Raw genomic sequence first — 21065 nt, forward strand, 5'->3', positions numbered from 1 at the left:
TATAGAGACGGGAATCACAAATGAATAGTAACTGCTGGTGTTGTAAATGGTAGTAGATAAAACTGAGTTGTTCGTTTTGGATAGATTATCGTTGAAGATCCGATTATGTTAGCATGTGTTTTCTTTTTTGTAGTGTTTGTATGACAGGAGGGCTTTTATTAGTCGCGATTCTCTTGGTTACGCTACTTATATAGCATGGATCCCTTTTATCAGTCGCGATTCTCCGGGTTACGCTACTTATATAGCAAGGATTCCTTTTTTTAGTCGCGATTCTCCGGGTTGTGCTACTTATTTGGCAGCGATTCCTTTTTTTAGTCGCGATTCTTCTGGTTACGCTACTTATATGGCAAGGATTCCTTTTTTTAGTCGCGATTCTCCGGGTTACGCTACTTATATAGCAAGGATTCCTTTTTTCAGTCGCGATTCTCCGGGTTACGCTACTTATATAGCAAGGATTCCTTTTTTTAGTCGCGATTCTCTTGGTTTCACTACTTATATAACGCGGAATCCTTTTATCAGTCGCGATTCTCTTGGTTTCACTACTTATATAGCAAGGAACCCTTTTTTTAGTCGCGATTCCCTTGGTTTCACTACTTATATAACGGAGAATCCTTTTTTTAGTCGCGATTCCATCTTTTCACTCCCAAACACCTGCATTTAGCCATAAAAAAATTCTATCCGTTAAAAATACTCTTTTCATTGCAGGGCTGGCACCATTTATACAAAATGTAATGACTTTATTGAACTAATCAACTTTATTGCATTGCCATGACTAAACGAAAAAATCCAGACAATTGTCCGGATTTTTTTGATTAACGCTTTTGTATTTCCTGCATTAATAATTTATTTACGATTTGTGGATTCGCTTGTCCTTTTGTTGCTTTCATCATTTGACCAACAAGGAAGCCGACTGCTTTTTTCTTCCCATTTTTGAAATCATCAATGGATTGAGGGTTATTATCAAGGATTTCAGTAACGATAGCGAGTAGCGCTGATTCGTCTGAGATTTGCACTAATCCTTTATCTTCAACGATTTTCTTTGCTTCTCCACCATTCTCAATTAATTCTTTGAAAACAGTTTTAGCAATTTTTGAAGAAATTGTTCCATCTTCAATTAACGCAATCATTCCTGCTAACCCTTCTGCTGTTAGCTTTGTTTCATGTAGTTCGAGCCCTTCTGCATTAAGATAGGCTGATACCTCACCCATGATCCAGTTTGAAGCTTGTTTCGGCTCTGCTCCCGCTGCAACAGTCGCCTCAAAGAAATCCGCTGTTTCCTTTGTTACGGTAAGGACACCTGCATCATAGGCAGGTAAGCCGAACGTATCAATATAACGTGTTTTACGTGCATCTGGTAGTTCAGGAATTTCCGCACGAATACGGGCTTTCCAATCTTCATCAATCACAATATCTAATAAATCCGGCTCTGGGAAATAACGATAATCATCAGAACCTTCCTTCACACGCATCAACAATGTTTTCCCAGTAGCTTCATCAAAACGGCGTGTCTCTTGTTCAATGACACCGCCCTCACGAAGGACTTCTGCTTGGCGCTTCTCTTCGTACTCTAATCCTTTACGAACAAAGTTAAAAGAGTTTAAGTTCTTCAGTTCTGTTTTTGTACCAAATTCCTCCTGTCCGACAGGTCGTAATGAAATATTGGCATCACAACGTAAGGAACCTTCTTCCATCTTACAATCAGAAACACCAGTATATTGTACGATTGATTTTAGCTTCTCTAAATACGCATAGGCTTCATTTGGTGTGCGTATATCCGGCTCAGAGACAATTTCAATTAAAGGTGTTCCTTGACGGTTATAATCGACTAAAGAATAACCTTTGCCATGTGTTAGTTTACCCGCATCTTCTTCTAGATGAATACGCGTAATCCCGATTTTTTTCTTATAGCCATCTACTTCGATCTCAATCCAACCATGTTCTCCAACCGGTTTGTCGAATTGAGAAATCTGATAGGCCTTTGGATTGTCCGGATAGAAATAGTTTTTACGATCGAATTTCGTCACTGGTGCAATCTCACAGTTTAGGGCCATAGATGCCTTCATCCCGTATTCAACTGCTTTTTTGTTGACTACTGGCAGTACACCTGGGTAACCAAGGTCAACAACAGTTGTGTTTGTATTTGGCTCTGCACCGAAATGGTTCGGACTTGCAGAGAAAATTTTTGAATCTGTTTTTAATTCAACGTGGACTTCAAGTCCGATGACTGTTTCAAATTCCATTATTCCTTGTCCCCCCTTACAGCTCCGGTTTTTGTTTATGGAAATCAGTTGCTTGCTCAAATGCATGAGCAACACGATAAACCGTGCTTTCATCAAAGTGCTTACCGATAATTTGCAACCCTAATGGTAACCCTTCTGAGAATCCACAAGGTACAGAGATACCTGGTACACCAGCAAGGTTCACAGGAATGGTCAAAATATCGTTCGCATACATTGTTAATGGGTCTTTCGTTTTCTCACCGATTTTAAATGCCGGTGTTGGCGTTGTTGGTCCGATAATTACATCATACTTTTCAAAGACGTTTTCAAAATCTTGTTTAATTAGTGTACGAACCTTTTGCGCCTTTTTATAATACGCATCATAATAACCTGAGCTAAGAGCAAATGTACCAAGCATAATACGGCGTTTTACCTCATCACCAAATCCTTCAGAACGAGACTTTTTATAAAGGTCAATTAAGCTCTCTGGATTTTCAGTGCGGTAACCGTAACGTACACCGTCAAATCGTGCTAAGTTAGCTGAAGCTTCAGAAGAAGAAAGTAAATAATAGGCTGCAAGTGCATATTTAGAATGCGGAAGGGAAACCTCTTCCCATGTTGCTCCTAATTTTTCTAATACTTTAAGGGAAGCAAGCACCGATTGTTTGACATCTTCTTGCACACCTTCGCCTAAATATTCTTTCGGAACAGCGATTTTCAATCCTTTCACATCACCGGTTAAGCCTTCAGCAAAATTCGGTACACTCACATTAGCTGAAGTAGAATCCATTGGATCTACACCAGATATCGCCTGTAAAAGATACGCATTATCTTCAACAGTACGTGTAATTGGTCCCACTTGGTCAAGAGATGAAGCAAACGCCACTAAACCAAAGCGAGATACACGACCATATGTAGGCTTAAGCCCAACAACACCACAGAAAGATGCTGGCTGACGAATCGAACCACCCGTATCTGATCCTAGTGAAAATAATACTTCTCCTGCCGCAACTGCTGCAGCTGATCCACCAGACGAACCACCAGGAACCGTTTCGATATTCCATGGATTGCGTGTCGCTCTGTAACTTGAGTTTTCATTTGAAGATCCCATAGCAAACTCATCCATGTTTAATTTACCGATCGTAATGGTTTCTGCTTCTTTTAATTTCGAAACAACCGTTGCATCATAGATTGGATCAAAATTATCTAATATTTGACTTGCACAAGTTGTTCTTAAACCTTTTGTGACTAAGTTATCTTTGACACCGATTGGCATCCCGAATAACTGACCTTTTTGTTCGTCCGTTCCCAATTTACCATCGATTTCTTTTGCTACTTGACGTGCATGCTCTTCATCTAATGTTAAGAAGGCTTTTACTTTGTCATCTACTTCAGCAATTCTTTTATAAGATGCGTCGACTAAATCAGTCGCTGAAATCTCTTTTTTATGTAAAAGCTCATGAAGCCCAGACACTTTATGATCAAATAAACTCAAAATGTTTCCCCTCCAACTAATCCATGATTGACGGCACTTTAATATAGCCATCTTGTGAATCAGGTGCATTCTTCAGAACTTCCTCTTGCGGCAGTCCTTTTGTTGCCTCATCTTCACGTAATACATTGTTCATATCCAACACATGGGAAGTCGGTTCCACATGATTGGTATCTAACTCGTTTAACTCTTCGGCAAACGAGATAATTGCATCTAGCTGATGTTGGAATTGCTCTGCTTCTTCTTCCGTAATCGCTAATCTCGCTAGGTTCGCCACATGCTTAACCTCATCAATTGTAATTCTAGACATATAGACACCTCCAAATTCAAATAAAAATACACAATTATATTGATCATATCAAACTTTCACGCGTTAAAGCAACATGAAGATCTGATCGTTTTCACCACCCTTTATTTTACCACGAGTTCAATAGATCGCCTAATGGACAAATAATAGAAATTCACTTTTGATACAGGGGTCAAAAAACTTCCAGATAGAGGAGAAGGATTACGTAGTTTGTAAATTCGTTAGCTATAGAGTAAGACGTCAATGACAAAGTAGGGATGGGTGGTTCAGAGGGTTGAAGAGCCACAAGAGAACCTAGAATTCTATATCGTGGCCCTCGTTCTGATTCTTTACATGAAACCAACGATTCCCCCCTTGGACGCCCTCACCTCTGCGGCTTCATTTGCAACCGGTAATTCTTATCAGGCCCCAAGCATTTTCTACCACAACTCGACAATAAAAGTGAACCACATCCTATAAAAAAGATGAAGCCATTTATGCTGCTTCATCTTTCTCGCCTGCTTTAAAGCGTGTTGTTTTATCCCATCCAATCGTTAAGCCTCTCACACGATGATAAAGATAAATCGCAAACGCGCGAATCAGTAAGATGACGAATAGTTGAGCATACGTAAAATACATAATTGCCCCAACAAAAAGGCTTGTTAGCGAGAGCTGTTGATTTACTGCTAAACTGCTTATAATTTGGATGGAGTATACAACGTAACTCATTAACCAAATCATCAATAAAGGAGCGGCCATTTCGGGAAAATTAATACCAAATAAGCTACCGACAAAAATAACATTTGAAGTAATTAAGAAAAATATAAATACAAAATAGGTTAAAAGATGTTGCATACTATGGAAGAAAGTTTTACCTTTCCAAAAATGAATATCCTTGAAGCTCTTCTCTAGTAAATAAAGATTACCAATGAGCCACCTTGTTCTTTGTTTTAAAAAGGTTTGAAGATTCTCTGGTTCCTGTTCCCACGTTTGTGCATATGGAACAATCGGTAATACGTATCCCTTCTGGGTAATCCGTATCGTCAACTCCGCATCTTCCGCAAGTGCATACGGGTCATACCCCTCTAGCTCTTCAATGACAGAACGTCTTAAAAGCATATTAGTTCCCGGTAAAGAGCCAAGGTTAAACAATTTCCACCTACCGCTTTGCATTGTCAATTGAAATACTTGAAACTCTATTGAGATCATCCGCGTGAGCCAATTTTTATTTTGATTAAGGGTACGAACAACTCCGACAGCTCCGGCTGCATTCTCTGTTTGTTCTGCTATTTCTACTAGCTTTGTCACAGCATCTGAATCTGGCTGATTATCCGCATCGTACACAAGAAAATAATCAGATTGGCTAATACTCAATCCATAATTAAGCACTCTCGACTTTCCCTTAGGCTCGCCAGGCGGGACCTTAATATAGTGAATACGCGAAAAGTTTTCTGCAAAACTTCTAGCCACTGCAACTGTTTGGTCTATCGACTGGTCGTCTAATAAGAATACATCAAGGTGACCAGGATACCTTAATTTCATCATAGCATTCAGCGTATCCTCAAGAATTAACCCTTCATTATGAGCAGGGATTAAAATAGCAACAGAAGGATATTTCAAAAGAGGTCTACGCTTTCTTTCTCTTTCCCTTTTATAATGCAAAACACCAGAGACTAATAAAATCGTATAATAAATAAGCAAAAACCAAAAGAAAGCCATAATCAAGAGTAACACGACCTTAAACATTCGGCTTCTCCTCCAGCAACATCTGATAGACCTCGTCAAAATCGACTATAGCATAATCGCGAAATTCGATAGGTGGCTGAATCATGTTCATTTGCTGACGTAAATTACTTACCAGTCGGTTTTGAAATTTAATGACGCCTTCTTCATTCGTATTTTGCAAGAAAATAATGAAAGACGCACCTTCACTCATAAAGAAATCGAAATCACTCCGCATAGTTTCTTCTATTACATTTTGTATTAAGCCTTGCCAAGCCTTTTGAGTCACTCCACTATTTAAACCAGATACCTTTAATAGGAAACCTGTTTCATTCCTTCTATTCATTCCCCGCAATGTTATTTTGCTACGTTCATAAAACTCCTGTTTTGTAAGCATTAGTCCGTCTGAGTCCATATATTTTCTTAAAGCAACCGTTTCCGCTAATAATTCTTTCATGCGGATGTCCATACTTAAAAAGCTATGCCTGATAAAAAGGAGAGGCACAACAGATAATACATAAGATATAAATAAAGAAATCAATTGCACCTGATTAAAAACCGTTTGTAAATAACTGAAATAACATAATAGAAAACCATATAACACAGTGAGTGCACTTATAACTATATAAGACCATTTTGGGGAAAGGAAAAGAATGACCATAACACTAGCTAGTAGAACTGCCCAATGGAAAAAAAAGACCCCAAAAGATGAGGAGTGAATGGCAATCGCAAATAATAAGAAATTTCCTACCATAAAGAGAAACAATAATAAAGAGAAGTTAGCTTTCCGAATAATCATCCCATAGCCTCCGTGTGACCAAACTCAAACTTCTCTCATCATACTCGATTGTCTTACGATTTTCATTGCATAATCTTTGGTAAACTTTCATTTCACAACAGTTAATCAATCTTCCCAATAAAAATGCGCGTCAAAGACTTTGTATGGCGGTTCACTGAGTATTGTTGGGATGTCTATCTGAAAATCTAAATACTGATCTACATCTGCTTTTGTCAAAATAACATAATGATATGCTTCTACGATTTTTTTTATTGCCCAAATTTGTTTACTCCATGTCTCAGATGGCCATTCACACACAGTATGACTTGCTAAAAAGTCGCTACTTCCGCTACTACCATGTCTCGTCATTTCACCTTTACCCATAATAACTACGGGCGCTAACCTTGAAATATATAACCATAAACCCTTCATAGATACTTCACCATTTGCTAATACTTCTTCCTCTTCCTTTTTCCAGAGAAACACACTAACATAAGAGGCAAATCCACTGCCATAATGGTCAAAATCTGCTTCATACAACAACCCTTTTAATCCACCTATCTCCCCTACCAAATGGGAGATGTAGTGTTCCATCTGGGCATCATCACCTTGTATAAAAGGGTAGAAATCACCCACTCGCTTTCCTTGAATAACCTTTTTTAATAAATTTTCCGTAAGTAACGTCCTTTTATCCATTACTCTCATTCCTCCGCCCCATTAAGATCGTAGAATAATAGATATCGCCTATTTTTTTATCATCCTTTAATTCTCCTTCTACGATAAAGCCAAGTCGTTCATACAGTGCAATCGCCTTTCGATTTGTCTCTAATACTTGCAGCGTTACTTTTCTAATCCCTTTTTGATCTGCCCATTGCAACATTTCTTGAATAAGACTTTTTCCTATAGATTGTCCCCAATATTGTTTTTTCACAGCAACACCAAACTCCAATCGATGTGAAGTCCTCTTTAATTGGCCACCTTTAGCTCTTAGGAAACCCACAAGGTGACCTTTTACTTCTGCTACTAAAAATATACTATTCTTTTCAACTGACTCAGACCGTATCATCTTTTCAAAATCTGCCGTACTTAAAAAATCTTCTCCACGCTCCCGGTCAAAGTAATCCGTCTCCCCGTCCACAATCAACCTTAACTGAGATAATCCTTCCGCATCCATCACTGTCGCTTTGCGAATATGAAAAATTCTCGTTTCCATTCATTTTCTTCCTTTCTACCGCTTATGCAAACCTATACCAAAGTTGTAACACTTCCTCTAAACCACTTGTACGGTTATGTAATTATCGTTCTTGTTCAACAAAATTATCTTCTAATAATTCAGTACTATCTTCATGTACAAAAAAGTGTAAAGTTTTCTCATCAAATTTAAAAATATTTAACGCCTTCTGTTTAGATTAAAAACGAATGAATTTCATCCTCATTCGCTTAAAAAGAATCTCTCTATCTTTATATAATCGGCAGGCATTTACTCGTTTTAGTCTAATTGACAGCATCCCCAATCGCAAAATGAGAAATGTCACTCGCCCCCCCATCCATACCCGCAATCTGGCTCCTCCCTTTTTGCTTACAGAGACAGTAACTTTCGTTTGTCCTATGATGTTTATTCTTCTTATCACCATTAAAAAGAGACCGTATGCATACGGTCCCCTCCCCCGACTTTCTATCCATTTCTTCATTTTTATAAAAAATCCTTTCTTAAAAACCAAATAAAACACTAATTAACCAGGCTGATGCATAAAACACCATAAACTGAACGCCTGAACCAATTCCTAGGATTTTATTCAAAAGTCCCCCAATTGCCGCCATTGTAAAGGTGAGTACGATACCGACTAATCCTGCTTCGTGAAAAGCTAGTAAACAGGCTAAACCAATAAACATAGCAACGATTGCCTCTTGACTAATAAAGCGCATAACCAAAACGGTTGCCTTTCTCGCGTAATTCATTGAAAACGGGTAAGCAATTAGAGTGGCAATGATAAGACCAATTGCTCCATATAAAAGAAAATCTAAAGGGTCTAGGTAATTATGGAGATTATTAACCGGATCACTTGTAAACACTGGTGGTGCATTAAATAACGGTGATGCTGGCCCTAATGCAACAGGACTCAACGGAATACCAAATGCTATTAAAGGAATGATTGCTTCGGCAATATAGGTTGACTCTGTGACTCCATTCATTGTTGTTAAACTGGACGTTGATTTTTTATAAATCCCTTTCGATCTAGAACCCACAATTTCCCCCATTAAGGAAGTCATCCCTACAGGGCTAAATACAAATGTCAAAGAAGAAATAAAGCTTGTACCAGTCGTTTGCATCGTTTGCCTTTTTGTCAGTATTTTAAATGGATTAGGAAAAAATCCGGCCCATGATTTATTATCTGGTGCCAAATGATACTCTTTAGGACGATCTCTTTGAATGGTCTGTCGTGCATTTCCTGACAGTGCAAACAAAATATCAGTAAACATTGGACCGATCGCAATTCCTAAAAAGAAACTAATGGTTAAATGCTTATCTAATATGCTAAAACTTAATACATCTAAACTTTTAATAAAAAAGGCTAAAGGGATAATCATTAAAACACTTACCCATTTCCCTTTAGAGAAAAAAGCGATTAAAATGGCCGCTAACGTAAAAATCAATCCTGAAGCTGATTTAAAAAAGTCCGCAAATTGTCCAAGGAATTGTCCTAATAAGACAGCTGTCGGTAAGGCGATAAAAGCACCAATCACACCACCCGATACCATTTTCCTTAATGCAATATGAGGCATCCCTAGCCTTCTTAAAGCAGAGGCATGATCAATTAATGGAACAGCAGTTGTATCTCCCGGAATACCCATTAACGCGGTAGGAACGGCATGAGTTAAGTGTTTGGCAAGTACAGCTGCCATAAAAAAGGCAAACACAGCTGCCGGAGGAGCTCCTAACAAGATAACTAATAAGGTAAATGGCACCATTATAGCCGTTTCATCTGTTCCAGAGATTAACCCAATTAAAGAAAATAGAATAGCACCAATTAAAGCTAAGCATATGGATATGAGGAGGATACTCATTTCTTATCGTCCTCCCCAATTGTCCTAAACTTATCGAGAACGCCAAGTGCTTCCATTTCTTTTTTCGTAACAGGATCTTCTTCAATTAATAAATATTCTTCCTTTGGATCTAACTGCATATCTTTAAAAATCTCTTCCATACTTTCAAGAGAAGTTTCTTCTTCTGTCAGCACTCTACTAGGTTTAAATATAAAGGCACATAAAGCAAGTGATAATACACTACCACCAATGCCAAGCAATAACGAATACGACGATACCATCTTTTCGCTGGCAAACAGAGGAAATAATCTTTCCCCTAAAAGGTAGCCACTTAAACTAAGAATGATACTTATAATAATTGCTAGAATAATATTACGAGGTAAAACTGTATCACCTAATATTTCAAGATATTTAGGTGTTTCATTTATTTTATCTAGTTCTACGCTTTGCTTCTCCTTATCTACATGTAAATTAGGAGCCATTTTAAATCCTCCCTTGTATCTCTTTTGTTAATTGTAGGATTCGATCAAACCTTACATCTTTTTCCTTTACTGCTTCAGCAACGACTCGACCAATCTCATCCCCTGTTGCCCCAGCCATAACAGCTAAGTTTTTTGCATGAAGGGCCATATGTCCTTTTTGGATACCATCAGTTGCTAAAGCTCTCATCGCAGCTAGATTTTGCGCTAAACCAACGGATGCAATACAACAAGCTAACTCTTCTGCTGATTGAATACCTAATATTTTTAAATTTACTTTGGCAACCGGATGAGTCTTCGTAGCGCCACCAATAATACCAACAGGCATCGGAAGTTCAATAGATCCAACTAAGTCACCTGCTCGATTTTCTTCCCATTTCGTAAGGGAACGATATTGCCCAGTTACTGTAGCGAAAGCATGGGCGCCCGCCTCAACTGCCCTTGTATCATTCCCAGTCGCGAGTACAACGGCAGATATACCATTCATAATCCCTTTATTATGTGTAGCCGCTCGATAAGGGTCAGCATCTGCAAATTCGTAAGCGTTTACAATCTTTCGTACAACTTCTTCTCCACCAAGTTGATCCTTTGAAAATACCGCATGAGCTCTAGCTAATCGTCTGTCAGCCAAGTTAGAAATAATTCTAAGAAGCGCTTTTCCTGAAGTAATATTCTCTATCAATGGAGCAATTGATTCCGCCATTGTATTGACAGCATTCGCCCCCATTGCATCCTTTGTATCTACTAATAAATGAACCACAAGTAAAACCTCATTCACCGTTTGGATAATCTTTACCTCTATGTCTATTGCGCCTCCACCAATAGCTACTAGAGTTGGATCCTTTTCGTTGCATATTTTCAAAATTTCTGATTTCTTATCATACACCCTTAATCTTGCAGCATACGGATCTTCAACACCTATTACTTGTATCTGTCCAATCATTACCGATCCACTTAATGACGCAAAAAAACCACCTTTATCATACGATGCCTTCGCTGCATTACTTGCGGCAGCGACTACGGAAGGCTCTTCAGTTGCCATCGGTATAAAAGTGTCCTTACCATTAATTTTAAAATTCGTTGCTACCCCTACAGGAATTGAAATTGAACCTAACACATTTTCAATCATGGCATCTGCCGTACTAATAGAAAGGGGTTGTTTGCCAATAAGTATTTCCTTATCTTCCTCTGTCAAATGACACGCTTCTGATATTATTTGAAGTCTCTCTTCAACCGAAAATCGATGAAAACCAGATAGACGACTATTCATTCCATTCACTCCTTAGTACTTTTATTTAATATCATTCAACTAAGTTGAATGATATTAAATAAAATATTACACCCCCTTTAGGTAAAAGTAAATAAAAAATCTGAAAATTATAAAGGGTTTTGGAATCTCTTGAGAAGATCATCCAAAACCCTACTATTATCTTTCATCTGCTTGTATAAAAATGGTTAATACTTTTGCTTCCATTTTTTCTACTGGTAAAAACACATGTGGAATGGTACCAGCAAAATACGCACTATCACCTTCATGTAATAAGTATTTTTCTCCATCATAAGAGAGATAAATTGAACCTTTTAATATGTATATAAATTCGTCTTCTAAATGTGTGTATGGACCTTCTTTTGCTGAGTCCTCCAAAACCGTCACAACAACTGGATCAATCTTACTGAACGGAGATCGATTAGCTAATGTTTCATATAGATAGCCCATTTCCTTATTGCCAACCTTTGTCGTGCGGCTTTGACTCGGAGAAAGCACTAAATTTTTACTTTCATTTTCTTCAAGTACCCAAGATAAGGGAATATCTAGTTGATTAGATATTTTTAACAAAGTTGCCACAGCAGATGCTGTTTGACCATTCTCTATTTTAGAAATGAGACTTTTCGTTAGCCCACATTTTTCTGCTAAATCTTGTTGTGTCATTTGCTTGTTTAATCTAGCTTGCTTAACTCTCTTACCTATTTGCCTTAACTCGATTAGAAACCTCTCCCTCATATCTTTTAATAAAATTATATAATGAGGTTTGGATGGTTTCAAATAAAGTTTCACTCTTTTCAACTAAGTTGAATTAGAAAAAGGCCGTTATCCCACGACCTTTCTCCCTTTATTTTCTAAATATTTTTTTCATCCAATGTTTAAATCCAGCCTCAGTTTGATTCGCTTCTTTATAAACCTTACTTTGTTCTTGCACATAAATGTCATCATGATCAATGGCATAATCATATGCGAGGACAAGACCAAGGTCCGAGTTGTAGTCCTTGTTCGTGACAATGGTAAATGACATATGCTGTTCAGACGCTAGTTTGGCATATTTCGATATGTCACGATAAGCAATATGACCATTTAAATATACGCGTGCTTGTTTATTTTTCGTCATCGCTTCTTTTACTTCTTTCATGATACCTGGTTTCCTTACTTGCGCCTGTGTCAAAGCGATAACGGTTCTTTCTCTCAATGTGCCCAGAAATTTTCTACGTTCATCTGGCTTCGTTTCTTTTTTTCCATAAATTCCTTGTGTAATATAATCATCAACCTTCTCAGCCATACCGTTATTACCTCCACCTCATCAATCAAACGTTTGATTAATGGATATGTTCGTTTTAGTATACTTGCCCATTGACTTGAACTCAACTCTTTCACTTAAGCGTATGAAAATTTGGGCAAAAGGTGATTAGTGGACCTGGTATTTATTCACTTTTCTTTGGAGGACTTGGAATCGTAGTACAATCATGAGAGGAACACAAATGTACATTATCGATTATTCTAGACTGGACAAAAACATCCTAGAAAATATGCTTAATTGGATTTCGATGTGCACTCAGTTTTGGTTTTTCTTCTGAGTGACTTGCTAATCCTCTTTGATACGCACTCATATTTACTTTTCCTTCTGAGTGACTTGCTAATCCCCTTTTGATACGCACTCATATTTACTTTTCCTTCTGAGTGACTTGCTAATCACTTTTGCTATGCACTCAGCTTCCGTTTTCTTTCTGAGTGACTTGCTAACCCCTTTTGATACGCACTCATATCTACTTTTCCTTTGGAGTGACTCGCTAATCACTTTTGCTCCGCGCTCATATCTACTTTTCCTTTGGAGTGACTTGCTAATCCCCTTTGCTACTCACTCATATCCACCTTTTCTTCTGAGTGACTCGCTAATCCCCTTTGCTATGCACTCATTTCCACTTTTCCTTCTGAGTGACTCGCTAATCCCCTTTGCTATGCACTCATTTCCACTTTTCCTTCTGAGCGACTTGCTAACCCCCTTTGCTCCGCGCTCAGCTTCCATTTTCTTTCTGAGCGACTTGCTAACCCCCTTTGCTCCGCGCTCAGCTTCCATTTTCTTTCTGAGCGACTTGCTAACCCCCTTTGCTATGCACTCATTTCCACTTTTCCTTCTGAGTGACTCGCTAATCCCCTTTGCTATGCACTCATTTCCACTTTTCCTTCTGAGCGACTTGCTAACCCCCTTTGCTCCGCGCTCAGCTTCCATTTTCTTTCTGAGCGACTTGCTAACCCCCTTTGCTCCGCGCTCAGCTTCCATTTTCTTTCTGAGCGACTTGCTAACCCCCTTTGCTATGCACTCATTTCCACTTTTCCTTCTGAGTGACTCGCTAATCCCCTTTGCTATGCACTCATTTCCACTTTTCCTTCTGAGCGACTTGCTAACCCCCTTTGCTCCGCGCTCAGCTTCCATTTTCTTTCTGAGCGACTTGCTAACCCCCTTTGCTCCGCGCTCAGCTTCCATTTTCTTTCTGAGTGACTTGCTAATCCCCTTTGCTACTCACTCATTTCTACTTTTCCTTCTGAGTGACTTACTAATCCCTATTTCTTTCCGCCCTAACTGCATTAGATTACTTTCGTGGCCACCTTCGCTTTTACAAAAAAAAGACCTCCCCATCTAAAATAGGGAGGCAAAAAAATTGGAGTTATTATTAGGGCAATACAAAAAATTACACTTGAACTTCTTCATCCTTCGTAAACTGTTCTTCTTCGGTAGAGCCTTTTAGTGCGGTTGTGGATGATGTACCACCAGTAATAGTCATGGAAACTTGGTCGAAATAACCTGTTCCTACTTCACGTTGATGTCTTGTTGCCGTGTAACCATCTGCTTCACTAGTAAATTCACGTTGTTGAAGTTCAGAGTAAGCTGCCATTCCACGATCCTTATAACCTAGAGCAAGTTCAAACATGCTGTGATTTAATGAGTGGAAACCAGCTAATGTCACGAATTGGAATTTGTAACCCATTTTTCCTAACTCAACTTGGAATTTAGCAATCGTTTCTTCATCCAATTTCTTCTTCCAGTTAAATGAAGGTGAGCAGTTGTACGCTAGTAGTTTACCAGGGAATTTCTCGTGAATAGCATCTGCAAATGCCTTTGCTTCTTCTAAGCTTGGCTCTGATGTTTCGCACCAGATAAGATCAGCATATGGTGCATAAGCAAGTCCTCTTGCAATCGCTTGATCTAAACCTGCTTTGGTCCGGTAAAACCCTTCCGGTGTTCTATCACCAGTAATAAAAGCGGCATCATATGGATCAACATCACTAGTAATTAAATCAGCGGCATTCGCATCGGTTCTTGCAATGACTAGTGTTGGTACACCCATCACGTCTGCTGCTAATCTAGCAGATATTAAGTTTTTCACTGCCGTTTGTGTAGGAAGTAATACTTTCCCACCAAGGTGTCCACATTTTTTCTCCGAAGATAATTGATCTTCAAAATGGACCCCAGCTGCACCTGACTCAATCATGCCTTTCATGAGTTCATACACATTTAGCTGTCCACCAAAACCAGCCTCTGCATCTGCTACAATTGGTGCAAACCAATCAATTGATTCATCTTGTTCCATATGGTGAATTTGATCCGCTCTTTGTAGCGCTTGATTAATACGTTTCACTACATTTGGTACACTATTCGCTGGATATAAACTTTGGTCCGGGTACATTTGTCCAGAAAGGTTCGCATCAGCAGCAACTTGCCACCCGCTTAAATAAATCGCTTTTAACCCCGCTTTTACTTGTTGTACCGCTTGATTGCCTGTTAATGCACCTAATGCATTTATGAAATCTTCCTCATTAACGAGCTTCCATAACTTCTCAGCCCCTCTACGAGCAAGCGTATATTCGATATCAATTGATCCTCTTAGTTTAATAACCTCTTCTGCAGTATAAGGTCTTTCAATCCCCATCCAACGTGAATCATTTGCCCAAGCCTCTTGTAATTGTTTAACTCTTTCATTCGCCATCTGTTAAATCCTCCTTTAATCATTTGAATAAAAAACCCGTCTTTATTGTTGTATTACAATAACCTCTTAACAATTTGTATTATATAACAGACAATCCATTATTGGAACTGTTTTATTCAAAATAATCTGATATTATTTTCGACAAATATCGACAAATGCGATAAAAACATTGATATACCAATGTTTCCAAAGGCAATAAAATTTTAATTGTTATAATACAGATTGAAAAACATTCAAAATGACAAACTAGAAAACTTTCATTTGTTTGGTATTAGTTCTATTCTAATGACGAGTTGCTTTATAAAGTTTTAGAATGAGAAGTCTTGAAGTTTTTGCTCTTTTGACTGTAGGAAATCCTTTAAGGATAGCGCAGCAACCCTCTTTTGCTTTGCTATTTTGCTTTCAATTTGTATGGGTAAACTCGCTTTGCTCGGGCAGCTTTCCGTTTTTCTGTAGAGTTGCACGCACTATCTCGCTTTGTTCCGCTATCTTTCCGATTTTCAAACAGAGTTGCACGCGCAATTCCCTTTTGCTCGGCTATCTTCCCGGTTTTCGGCACAGTTGCATGCACTATCTCGCTTTTCTCCGCTTTCTTTCCTGGTTTCCACAAAGTTGCACGCACTATCTCGCTTTCCTCCGCTATTTTGCCGATTTTCCACAGAGTTGCACGCGAAACCCCTCTTTTGCTCCGCTATCTTCCCGGTTTTCGGCACAGTTGCATGCGCAATCGCCCTTTCCTCCGCTATCTTCCCGTTTCCCCACAATGTTATCCGAGCAAACTCTTTAATACTAGCTATCCAACCAGATTTCAGTAAAAGTCTACTCATAACCACCCTGGCTAAGGATTGCCGAGTAATGTTTGTCATCCACTCACTACTACTTCAACTTTCGTCAGTAGATTTGGTAAAGATACGTAGATAAAAAAAGGCACTCACCGTATTTTGGTGAGCACCTTTTGATTAGACAGATTAATACATTTCAGAAGTTGTTTTTGCTTGCATGTGTAGCATGATGTAGTCAGGGCCACCCGCTTTTGAGTCTGTTCCTGACATATTGAATCCTCCAAATGGTTGGTAACCGACAATCGCCCCTGTACAACCACGGTTGAAGTAAAGGTTTCCGACATGGAAATCTTCACGTGCTTTTTGGATATGTTCACGGTTGGTTGTAATAACAGCACCCGTTAAACCATACTCCGTGTTGTTTGCCACTTCAATTGCATGGTCGAAGTCTTTTGCTTTTGTGAAACCGACAACTGGGCCGAAGATTTCTTCTTTCATGAGACGAGCTTCTGGATCAAGATCAGCGAACACTGTTGGTTGAATGAAATAACCTTTAGAGTCATCGCCTTCTCCACCAGCTACTAATCTTCCTTCTTGTTTACCGATTTCAATATAACTCATGATTTTATCATATGCAGCTTGGTCAATAACCGGTCCTGTAAAATTGCTTGTGTCTTCCGGATTACCAGCTTGTTTCTCTTTTGTAATTTCAATTACGCGCTTTAACACTTGGTCATAAACATCTTCAACGATGACTGCACGTGAACAGGCAGAACATTTTTGACCAGAGAAACCGAAGGCTGAAGCTACGATTGATTGAGCAGCAAGCTCTAAATCTGCTTCTTTATCTACAACAATGGTATCTTTACCGCCCATTTCAGCAATGACACGTTTAATCCAGATTTGACCATCATTTAATTTTGAAGCTCTTTCGTTAATACGAAGGCCAACATCACGAGATCCTGTAAATGATACGAAACGAGTATCTTTGTGATCTACTAAATAGTCACCTACTTCTGCGCCACTTCCTGGTACAAAATTCAGTACACCTTTTGGTAGACCGGCTTCTTCCATAACTTCTACGAATTTCGCAGCCACAATTGGCGTTGTAGAAGCGGGTTTTAATAGAACGGTATTCCCTGCAACAATAGCAGCAACGGTTGTACCTGCCATAATCGCTAATGGGAAGTTCCAAGGAGAAATGATGATACCAACGCCAAGAGGAATATAATCATAACGATTAAATTCATTTGGTCGACTGTTAACAGGCACACCATCTTTAATTGCAAGCATTTGACGCGCGTAATACTCTAAGAAATCAATCGCTTCAGCTGTATCAGCATCTGCTTCATTCCATGGCTTCCCTGCTTCCTTTGTCAATAAGGCAGAGAATTCATGTTTACGTCTACGAATGATGGCTGCTGCTTTAAATAACACATCTGCACGTGTTTCTGGCTTCACTTTCTTCCATGATTGGAAGGCTTTAACTGCAGCTTGCATCGCTTTTTCAGCTAGCTCTTGGTTCGCTTTTGAAACGCGACCAATGATTTCTTCTTTATTCGCTGGGTTTACAGAAACGATTTTATCTTCAGTAGAGATACGTTCTCCATCGATTAATAAATCATAATCTTGACCTAAATAACCTTTAACCGTTTCTAAACCTTTTAAATACCCTTCACGGTTTTGCTCAACGCTAAAATCAGTAAATGGCTCATGCTTATAAGATTGTACCATTTTTTCATCCTCCTATAAGTTCACATCAGTCATTTTGAAATGTTGCTACAATTGGCACATTTCAGACTGTGAAAAGATTAACCCTAACAATTATTATACTACCATAATTAGAGAAAATTCAGCAATGATTCTACTAATACTATTTTTAGAAAAATAATAAAGTTTCTATTAAATTGATTTTTTTCTCCTATTGATCAAGGATCTACCTAGTTGATACATAATAGTATGCTAGTGATCAAAAGACCACTTCTTTTATATTAAAGTGGTCTCTCGTTTTAAATACATTAATAAGTTGACTCGTAATTTCTATACGTCTTTCCTTTCCATAAAGTGACTAGAGCAATGATTAATCCAATAACAGAAAAGGACAAAATGACTAATTGGATATCAATTCCCTTGGACACGAGTATAGTGACAGTGGCATAAGCCAACGGGTCAAAGCCGTTCATCGCTAAGAAAACAATACTCATCACTCTTCCCATAATCCTTGGGTCTGTATCTTCTTGTGCTGAAGTGAAGAATGGAATAGAAACAAATGTCATCGTAAATCCAATAAAGAAAGCTAAAGCTGTCAATATATACAAATTGGGAATTTGGCTAAATGCTATCGCAACCATTAGTGTTGCAATTAGACCAACAATAGAAGTGAACCCCCTACGGCGTATTTTAACCATCCCAATAATAGCAGTACTAACTAACATCCCCACTCCTAATGCTGATTCAATGTAACTAAGATTGATTGGTGAACCTCCGTACGTCTCTACTAAAATGGGAATCGCAATAGAAATCGCACCAAAAGCAAAGAAATTTAACGTGATTAAAATAAGAATGCCTGTGATCAAAAATTTGCTCGCTTTGACATATGAAAACCCTTCGATCAAATCTTTTATTGGTGTTTGTTTGACTGTATTGTCTACTGGACCTTCTTTTAAGAATGGTGGAAACATAAAGAAAGCAGACAACAGAACAATAATGGCTGAAACTAAATAACCTGTTGTCACGCCAGCGAACTCCATGATACTTCCAGAAATAATCGGACCAACAATAAAACCAATTTGACCTAATCCCTGAATGATTGCGTTCGCTTGTTTGATCTGGTGTACTTGTACCAACTTGGGAATTAATGAGGTTCCGGCTGGTCCAGAAAAAGCATCTAGTGTTCCAAAAAAGAACCCCAAAATAAGCAAATAAACAAATGTTAATTGACCTGCATTGTTTAGTAAAAAAATGAGTACGAGTAAAACACCTTGGATGGTACTCGTAGTGAACATAATGGTCGTCTTCTTATATTTATCAGCAAGTACTCCACCAAATGCCATCATAACTACTCTAGGTACAGTAATGGCAATGAGGATCATGCCTAGTGAACTAGCAGACCCTAAATCTGAAATTACAAACCAAGTAGTTGTCATGAAAAACATACTAAATCCAATAATCGCCAAAAAGCTACCTATAAATAAGAAAATAAAAGGGGTGTTTCTCATTAAAGAATATCGTTGTTCCATTCATACCCTGCCTCTCTCCTTCTATCTACACCCAATCATAGAAGATAACGTAACGTGAGATGCAAGCTTTTTTTTTAATAGAAAATACTTTTTTATAGATGATTGTGGTTTAAAAGGGTAAGAAAAGAAGACAAGAGAGATATTTGGCAAACTAATACTTGATAAAGCCTTCTAAGCTGAGTTAGAAGGCTTGTTTTCATAACCAAGAATTTGAGAGGGTACGTTATTGATGAGTGAACTACATCAACGTAATCCTCCTTTCAACCAAGCACGAGGCCGGTGCATGCCAACTGGAATTTGAATTAAGCTCGTTTTCCCTTTAGAAGCGAGTCCATAGAGTTGATCGCATTGACTGACAGAATACCCCAGTAGTGGATGCCCTCCCAAATCTAAAGCAGACGCATGCAAGAGTAATCGTTGTGTTAGTAGGCCTGCCTCCATCTGTTGAATACGGTATCCTCGGTAACCCAATGAATCTTTATAATGGCTTTTATCCCCTATTACATGCATACAAAGCGGCACTTGATATAAATTAACATTAGGCATCACTAAGCTTGAATGTAAAAGCGGACGATAATCACCTTCTTTCATTAGACGAAGCATATGATTTTCATTGTCATAAGCATAAGCCCCATTCGGTATCCCCTCCACATTGTATAGGCTTCCGTATAAAGCTACGCGCGCAGCAACATGGCCGTCTGTATCATCAAGATCGTGATGATAAGAGAAGGAACATGTCTCCTTTAACAAGGTTGCTAGAGTCGCTTGCCTTATTTCCCCCATCATAAAGTCTGCGTCTGGAGAATACCGTTTCTTACAAATCGATGAGAAATCATATGAATAGTTTTGTGTATTTGGCAAGGTTATATCAGTACCAGAAGTGAATGTTTCACCTTGGCGCCTTACCTTTCTAAAAGACGCTGATGAATCAAACATGGCAGCTTCATTGAGCTTTCTGAGTAACGGATAGTCCATGGTCTTTGACAGGTTATGAGGTAGGTGACCTAATTGCGCTATTTCGGCGCACAATGTATGGAAGGACACCATTTCTTTAGTCGTATGGACAATGGCTTCAGTTGATATCGGAATGACTGCGTAGACACTTTCGTCTTCTTCAGATAGACCTAGTAGATGATTCATTGCTCGGTCTAAAAATTGATAGCAAACTTTCGTATTGTAATCTAATTGATCAGCTACTTCTAATAATTGTCCAATGAGCACCCCAGTATCTAGTCCCTGTAATCGATAAGAAAAATGATTGTATTTATAAAAATTTTTCCAAAAGAAGGTGGAAATAAAAACAGTGCAAAAACAATCTTCAATCACTGTCCCCAAACTTTTGGAAACGAATGTATCAAAATTTCCTTCCCGTAACAAAATGAGGCGGTGATGAGCAACATCATAATGGTAGATGCCTGTTTTAGCATCTTCAAGTTTCATATATACATATATTTCATTAGGATAAAGCGCCCCACCGGAGGGAACAAATCTCCGCAATGATTGAGTGTCATGCGGGAGACGGACATATTGAGTTATTCCATAGGTATACCATAGCAAATGCCCAATCTCCTTCAATGTAGGCATTAGATTTTGGTGAAGGGTTGAAGGTACATTAGCGTTTAACGGAATAGCTGGTAATCCACGGTACAATTTATACGGAAGGGGGGCCCCTTCCCAATCGACCTGCCAATCGGGTGGAGCAAGTTTCTCTGTATCAAAGTGGAGATTGTGTATAAATGTATCTAACTCCAATTCTTTCGTCCTCCT

General features: G+C 38.7%; 19 protein-coding genes. All 19 read right to left on the bottom strand.

Annotated elements, in window-relative coordinates; translation table 11 throughout:
- Positions 1 to 812: 812 nt before the first annotated feature.
- Positions 813 to 2240 carry an Asp-tRNA(Asn)/Glu-tRNA(Gln) amidotransferase subunit GatB gene (gatB, locus tag MKX29_RS05540; protein WP_224939000.1) on the bottom strand — a complete coding sequence of 476 codons (1428 nt, stop codon included), beginning with the start codon at positions 2238 to 2240 and terminating at the stop codon, positions 813 to 815.
- A 16-nt stretch (positions 2241 to 2256) separates the two neighbouring features.
- Positions 2257 to 3714: an Asp-tRNA(Asn)/Glu-tRNA(Gln) amidotransferase subunit GatA gene (gene gatA, locus MKX29_RS05545; protein WP_341104547.1), complete on the bottom strand. Its 1458-nt coding sequence runs from the start codon at positions 3712 to 3714 to the stop codon at positions 2257 to 2259.
- Between the two features lie 16 nt (positions 3715 to 3730).
- A complete protein-coding gene (gatC, locus tag MKX29_RS05550) occupies positions 3731 to 4021 on the bottom strand; it encodes an Asp-tRNA(Asn)/Glu-tRNA(Gln) amidotransferase subunit GatC (protein WP_341104549.1) in 291 nt (96 codons plus the stop codon).
- A gap of 471 nt (positions 4022 to 4492) precedes the next feature.
- On the bottom strand, positions 4493 to 5743 hold the full coding sequence (locus tag MKX29_RS05555) for a glycosyltransferase family 2 protein (protein WP_341104551.1): 1251 nt from the start codon (positions 5741 to 5743) through the stop codon (positions 4493 to 4495).
- Entirely contained in the window at positions 5736 to 6518 is a 783-nt protein-coding gene (locus MKX29_RS05560; RefSeq protein WP_341104553.1) for a hypothetical protein, read from the bottom strand. The genes MKX29_RS05555 and MKX29_RS05560 overlap by 8 nt, the downstream gene beginning before the upstream one ends.
- Positions 6519 to 6623: 105 nt before the next feature.
- Positions 6624 to 7193 carry a hypothetical protein gene (locus tag MKX29_RS05565; RefSeq protein ID WP_251163282.1) on the bottom strand — a complete coding sequence of 190 codons (570 nt, stop codon included), beginning with the start codon at positions 7191 to 7193 and terminating at the stop codon, positions 6624 to 6626.
- A complete protein-coding gene (locus tag MKX29_RS05570; protein ID WP_224939005.1) occupies positions 7186 to 7710 on the bottom strand; it encodes a GNAT family N-acetyltransferase in 525 nt (174 codons plus the stop codon). Before MKX29_RS05570 ends, MKX29_RS05565 begins: the two co-directional genes overlap by 8 nt.
- A 497-nt stretch (positions 7711 to 8207) precedes the next feature.
- Positions 8208 to 9563: a tripartite tricarboxylate transporter permease gene (locus MKX29_RS05575; protein ID WP_095370693.1), complete on the bottom strand. Its 1356-nt coding sequence runs from the start codon at positions 9561 to 9563 to the stop codon at positions 8208 to 8210.
- Entirely contained in the window at positions 9560 to 10024 is a 465-nt protein-coding gene (locus MKX29_RS05580; protein ID WP_251163283.1) for a hypothetical protein, read from the bottom strand. Before MKX29_RS05580 ends, MKX29_RS05575 begins: the two co-directional genes overlap by 4 nt.
- 1 nt (position 10025) lies before the next feature.
- Entirely contained in the window at positions 10026 to 11291 is a 1266-nt protein-coding gene (locus tag MKX29_RS05585; RefSeq protein WP_224939007.1) for a hydroxymethylglutaryl-CoA reductase, degradative, read from the bottom strand.
- Between the two features lie 156 nt (positions 11292 to 11447).
- Complete coding sequence (locus tag MKX29_RS05590) at positions 11448 to 12065, bottom strand: helix-turn-helix domain-containing protein (protein WP_251163284.1); 618 nt, start codon at positions 12063 to 12065, stop codon at positions 11448 to 11450.
- A 67-nt stretch (positions 12066 to 12132) separates the two neighbouring features.
- Positions 12133 to 12573, bottom strand: coding sequence for a YueI family protein (locus MKX29_RS05595; RefSeq protein WP_251163285.1), 441 nt, complete (start codon positions 12571 to 12573; stop codon positions 12133 to 12135).
- Between the two features lie 238 nt (positions 12574 to 12811).
- Positions 12812 to 12949, bottom strand: coding sequence for a hypothetical protein (locus MKX29_RS05600; RefSeq protein WP_251163286.1), 138 nt, complete (start codon positions 12947 to 12949; stop codon positions 12812 to 12814).
- Between the two features lie 200 nt (positions 12950 to 13149).
- Positions 13150 to 13776, bottom strand: coding sequence for a hypothetical protein (locus MKX29_RS05605; protein ID WP_341104560.1), 627 nt, complete (start codon positions 13774 to 13776; stop codon positions 13150 to 13152).
- 205 nt (positions 13777 to 13981) lie between these two features.
- Positions 13982 to 15277, bottom strand: coding sequence for an isocitrate lyase (gene aceA / locus MKX29_RS05610; protein WP_289432800.1), 1296 nt, complete (start codon positions 15275 to 15277; stop codon positions 13982 to 13984).
- Between the two features lie 391 nt (positions 15278 to 15668).
- Positions 15669 to 15899 (bottom strand): hypothetical protein, encoded by a 231-nt coding sequence (locus tag MKX29_RS05615; RefSeq protein WP_341104562.1) that lies wholly within the window; start codon positions 15897 to 15899, stop codon positions 15669 to 15671.
- Positions 15900 to 16245: 346 nt separating this feature from the next.
- Positions 16246 to 17793, bottom strand: a complete 1548-nt coding sequence (gene pruA / locus MKX29_RS05620; protein WP_341104564.1) for an L-glutamate gamma-semialdehyde dehydrogenase — start codon at positions 17791 to 17793, stop codon at positions 16246 to 16248.
- A 284-nt stretch (positions 17794 to 18077) separates the two neighbouring features.
- Positions 18078 to 19298 (bottom strand): MFS transporter, encoded by a 1221-nt coding sequence (locus MKX29_RS05625; protein WP_281202887.1) that lies wholly within the window; start codon positions 19296 to 19298, stop codon positions 18078 to 18080.
- 243 nt (positions 19299 to 19541) lie between these two features.
- The gene (locus tag MKX29_RS05630; protein WP_341104567.1) at positions 19542 to 21050 is read right to left on the bottom strand and encodes a SagB family peptide dehydrogenase; all 1509 of its coding nucleotides are present in this window, start codon (positions 21048 to 21050) and stop codon (positions 19542 to 19544) included.
- Positions 21051 to 21065 lie beyond the last annotated feature (15 nt).

The organism is Cytobacillus sp. FSL R7-0696, assembly GCF_038006865.1.
GTDB lineage: Bacteria > Bacillota > Bacilli > Bacillales > Cytobacillaceae > Cytobacillus > Cytobacillus kochii.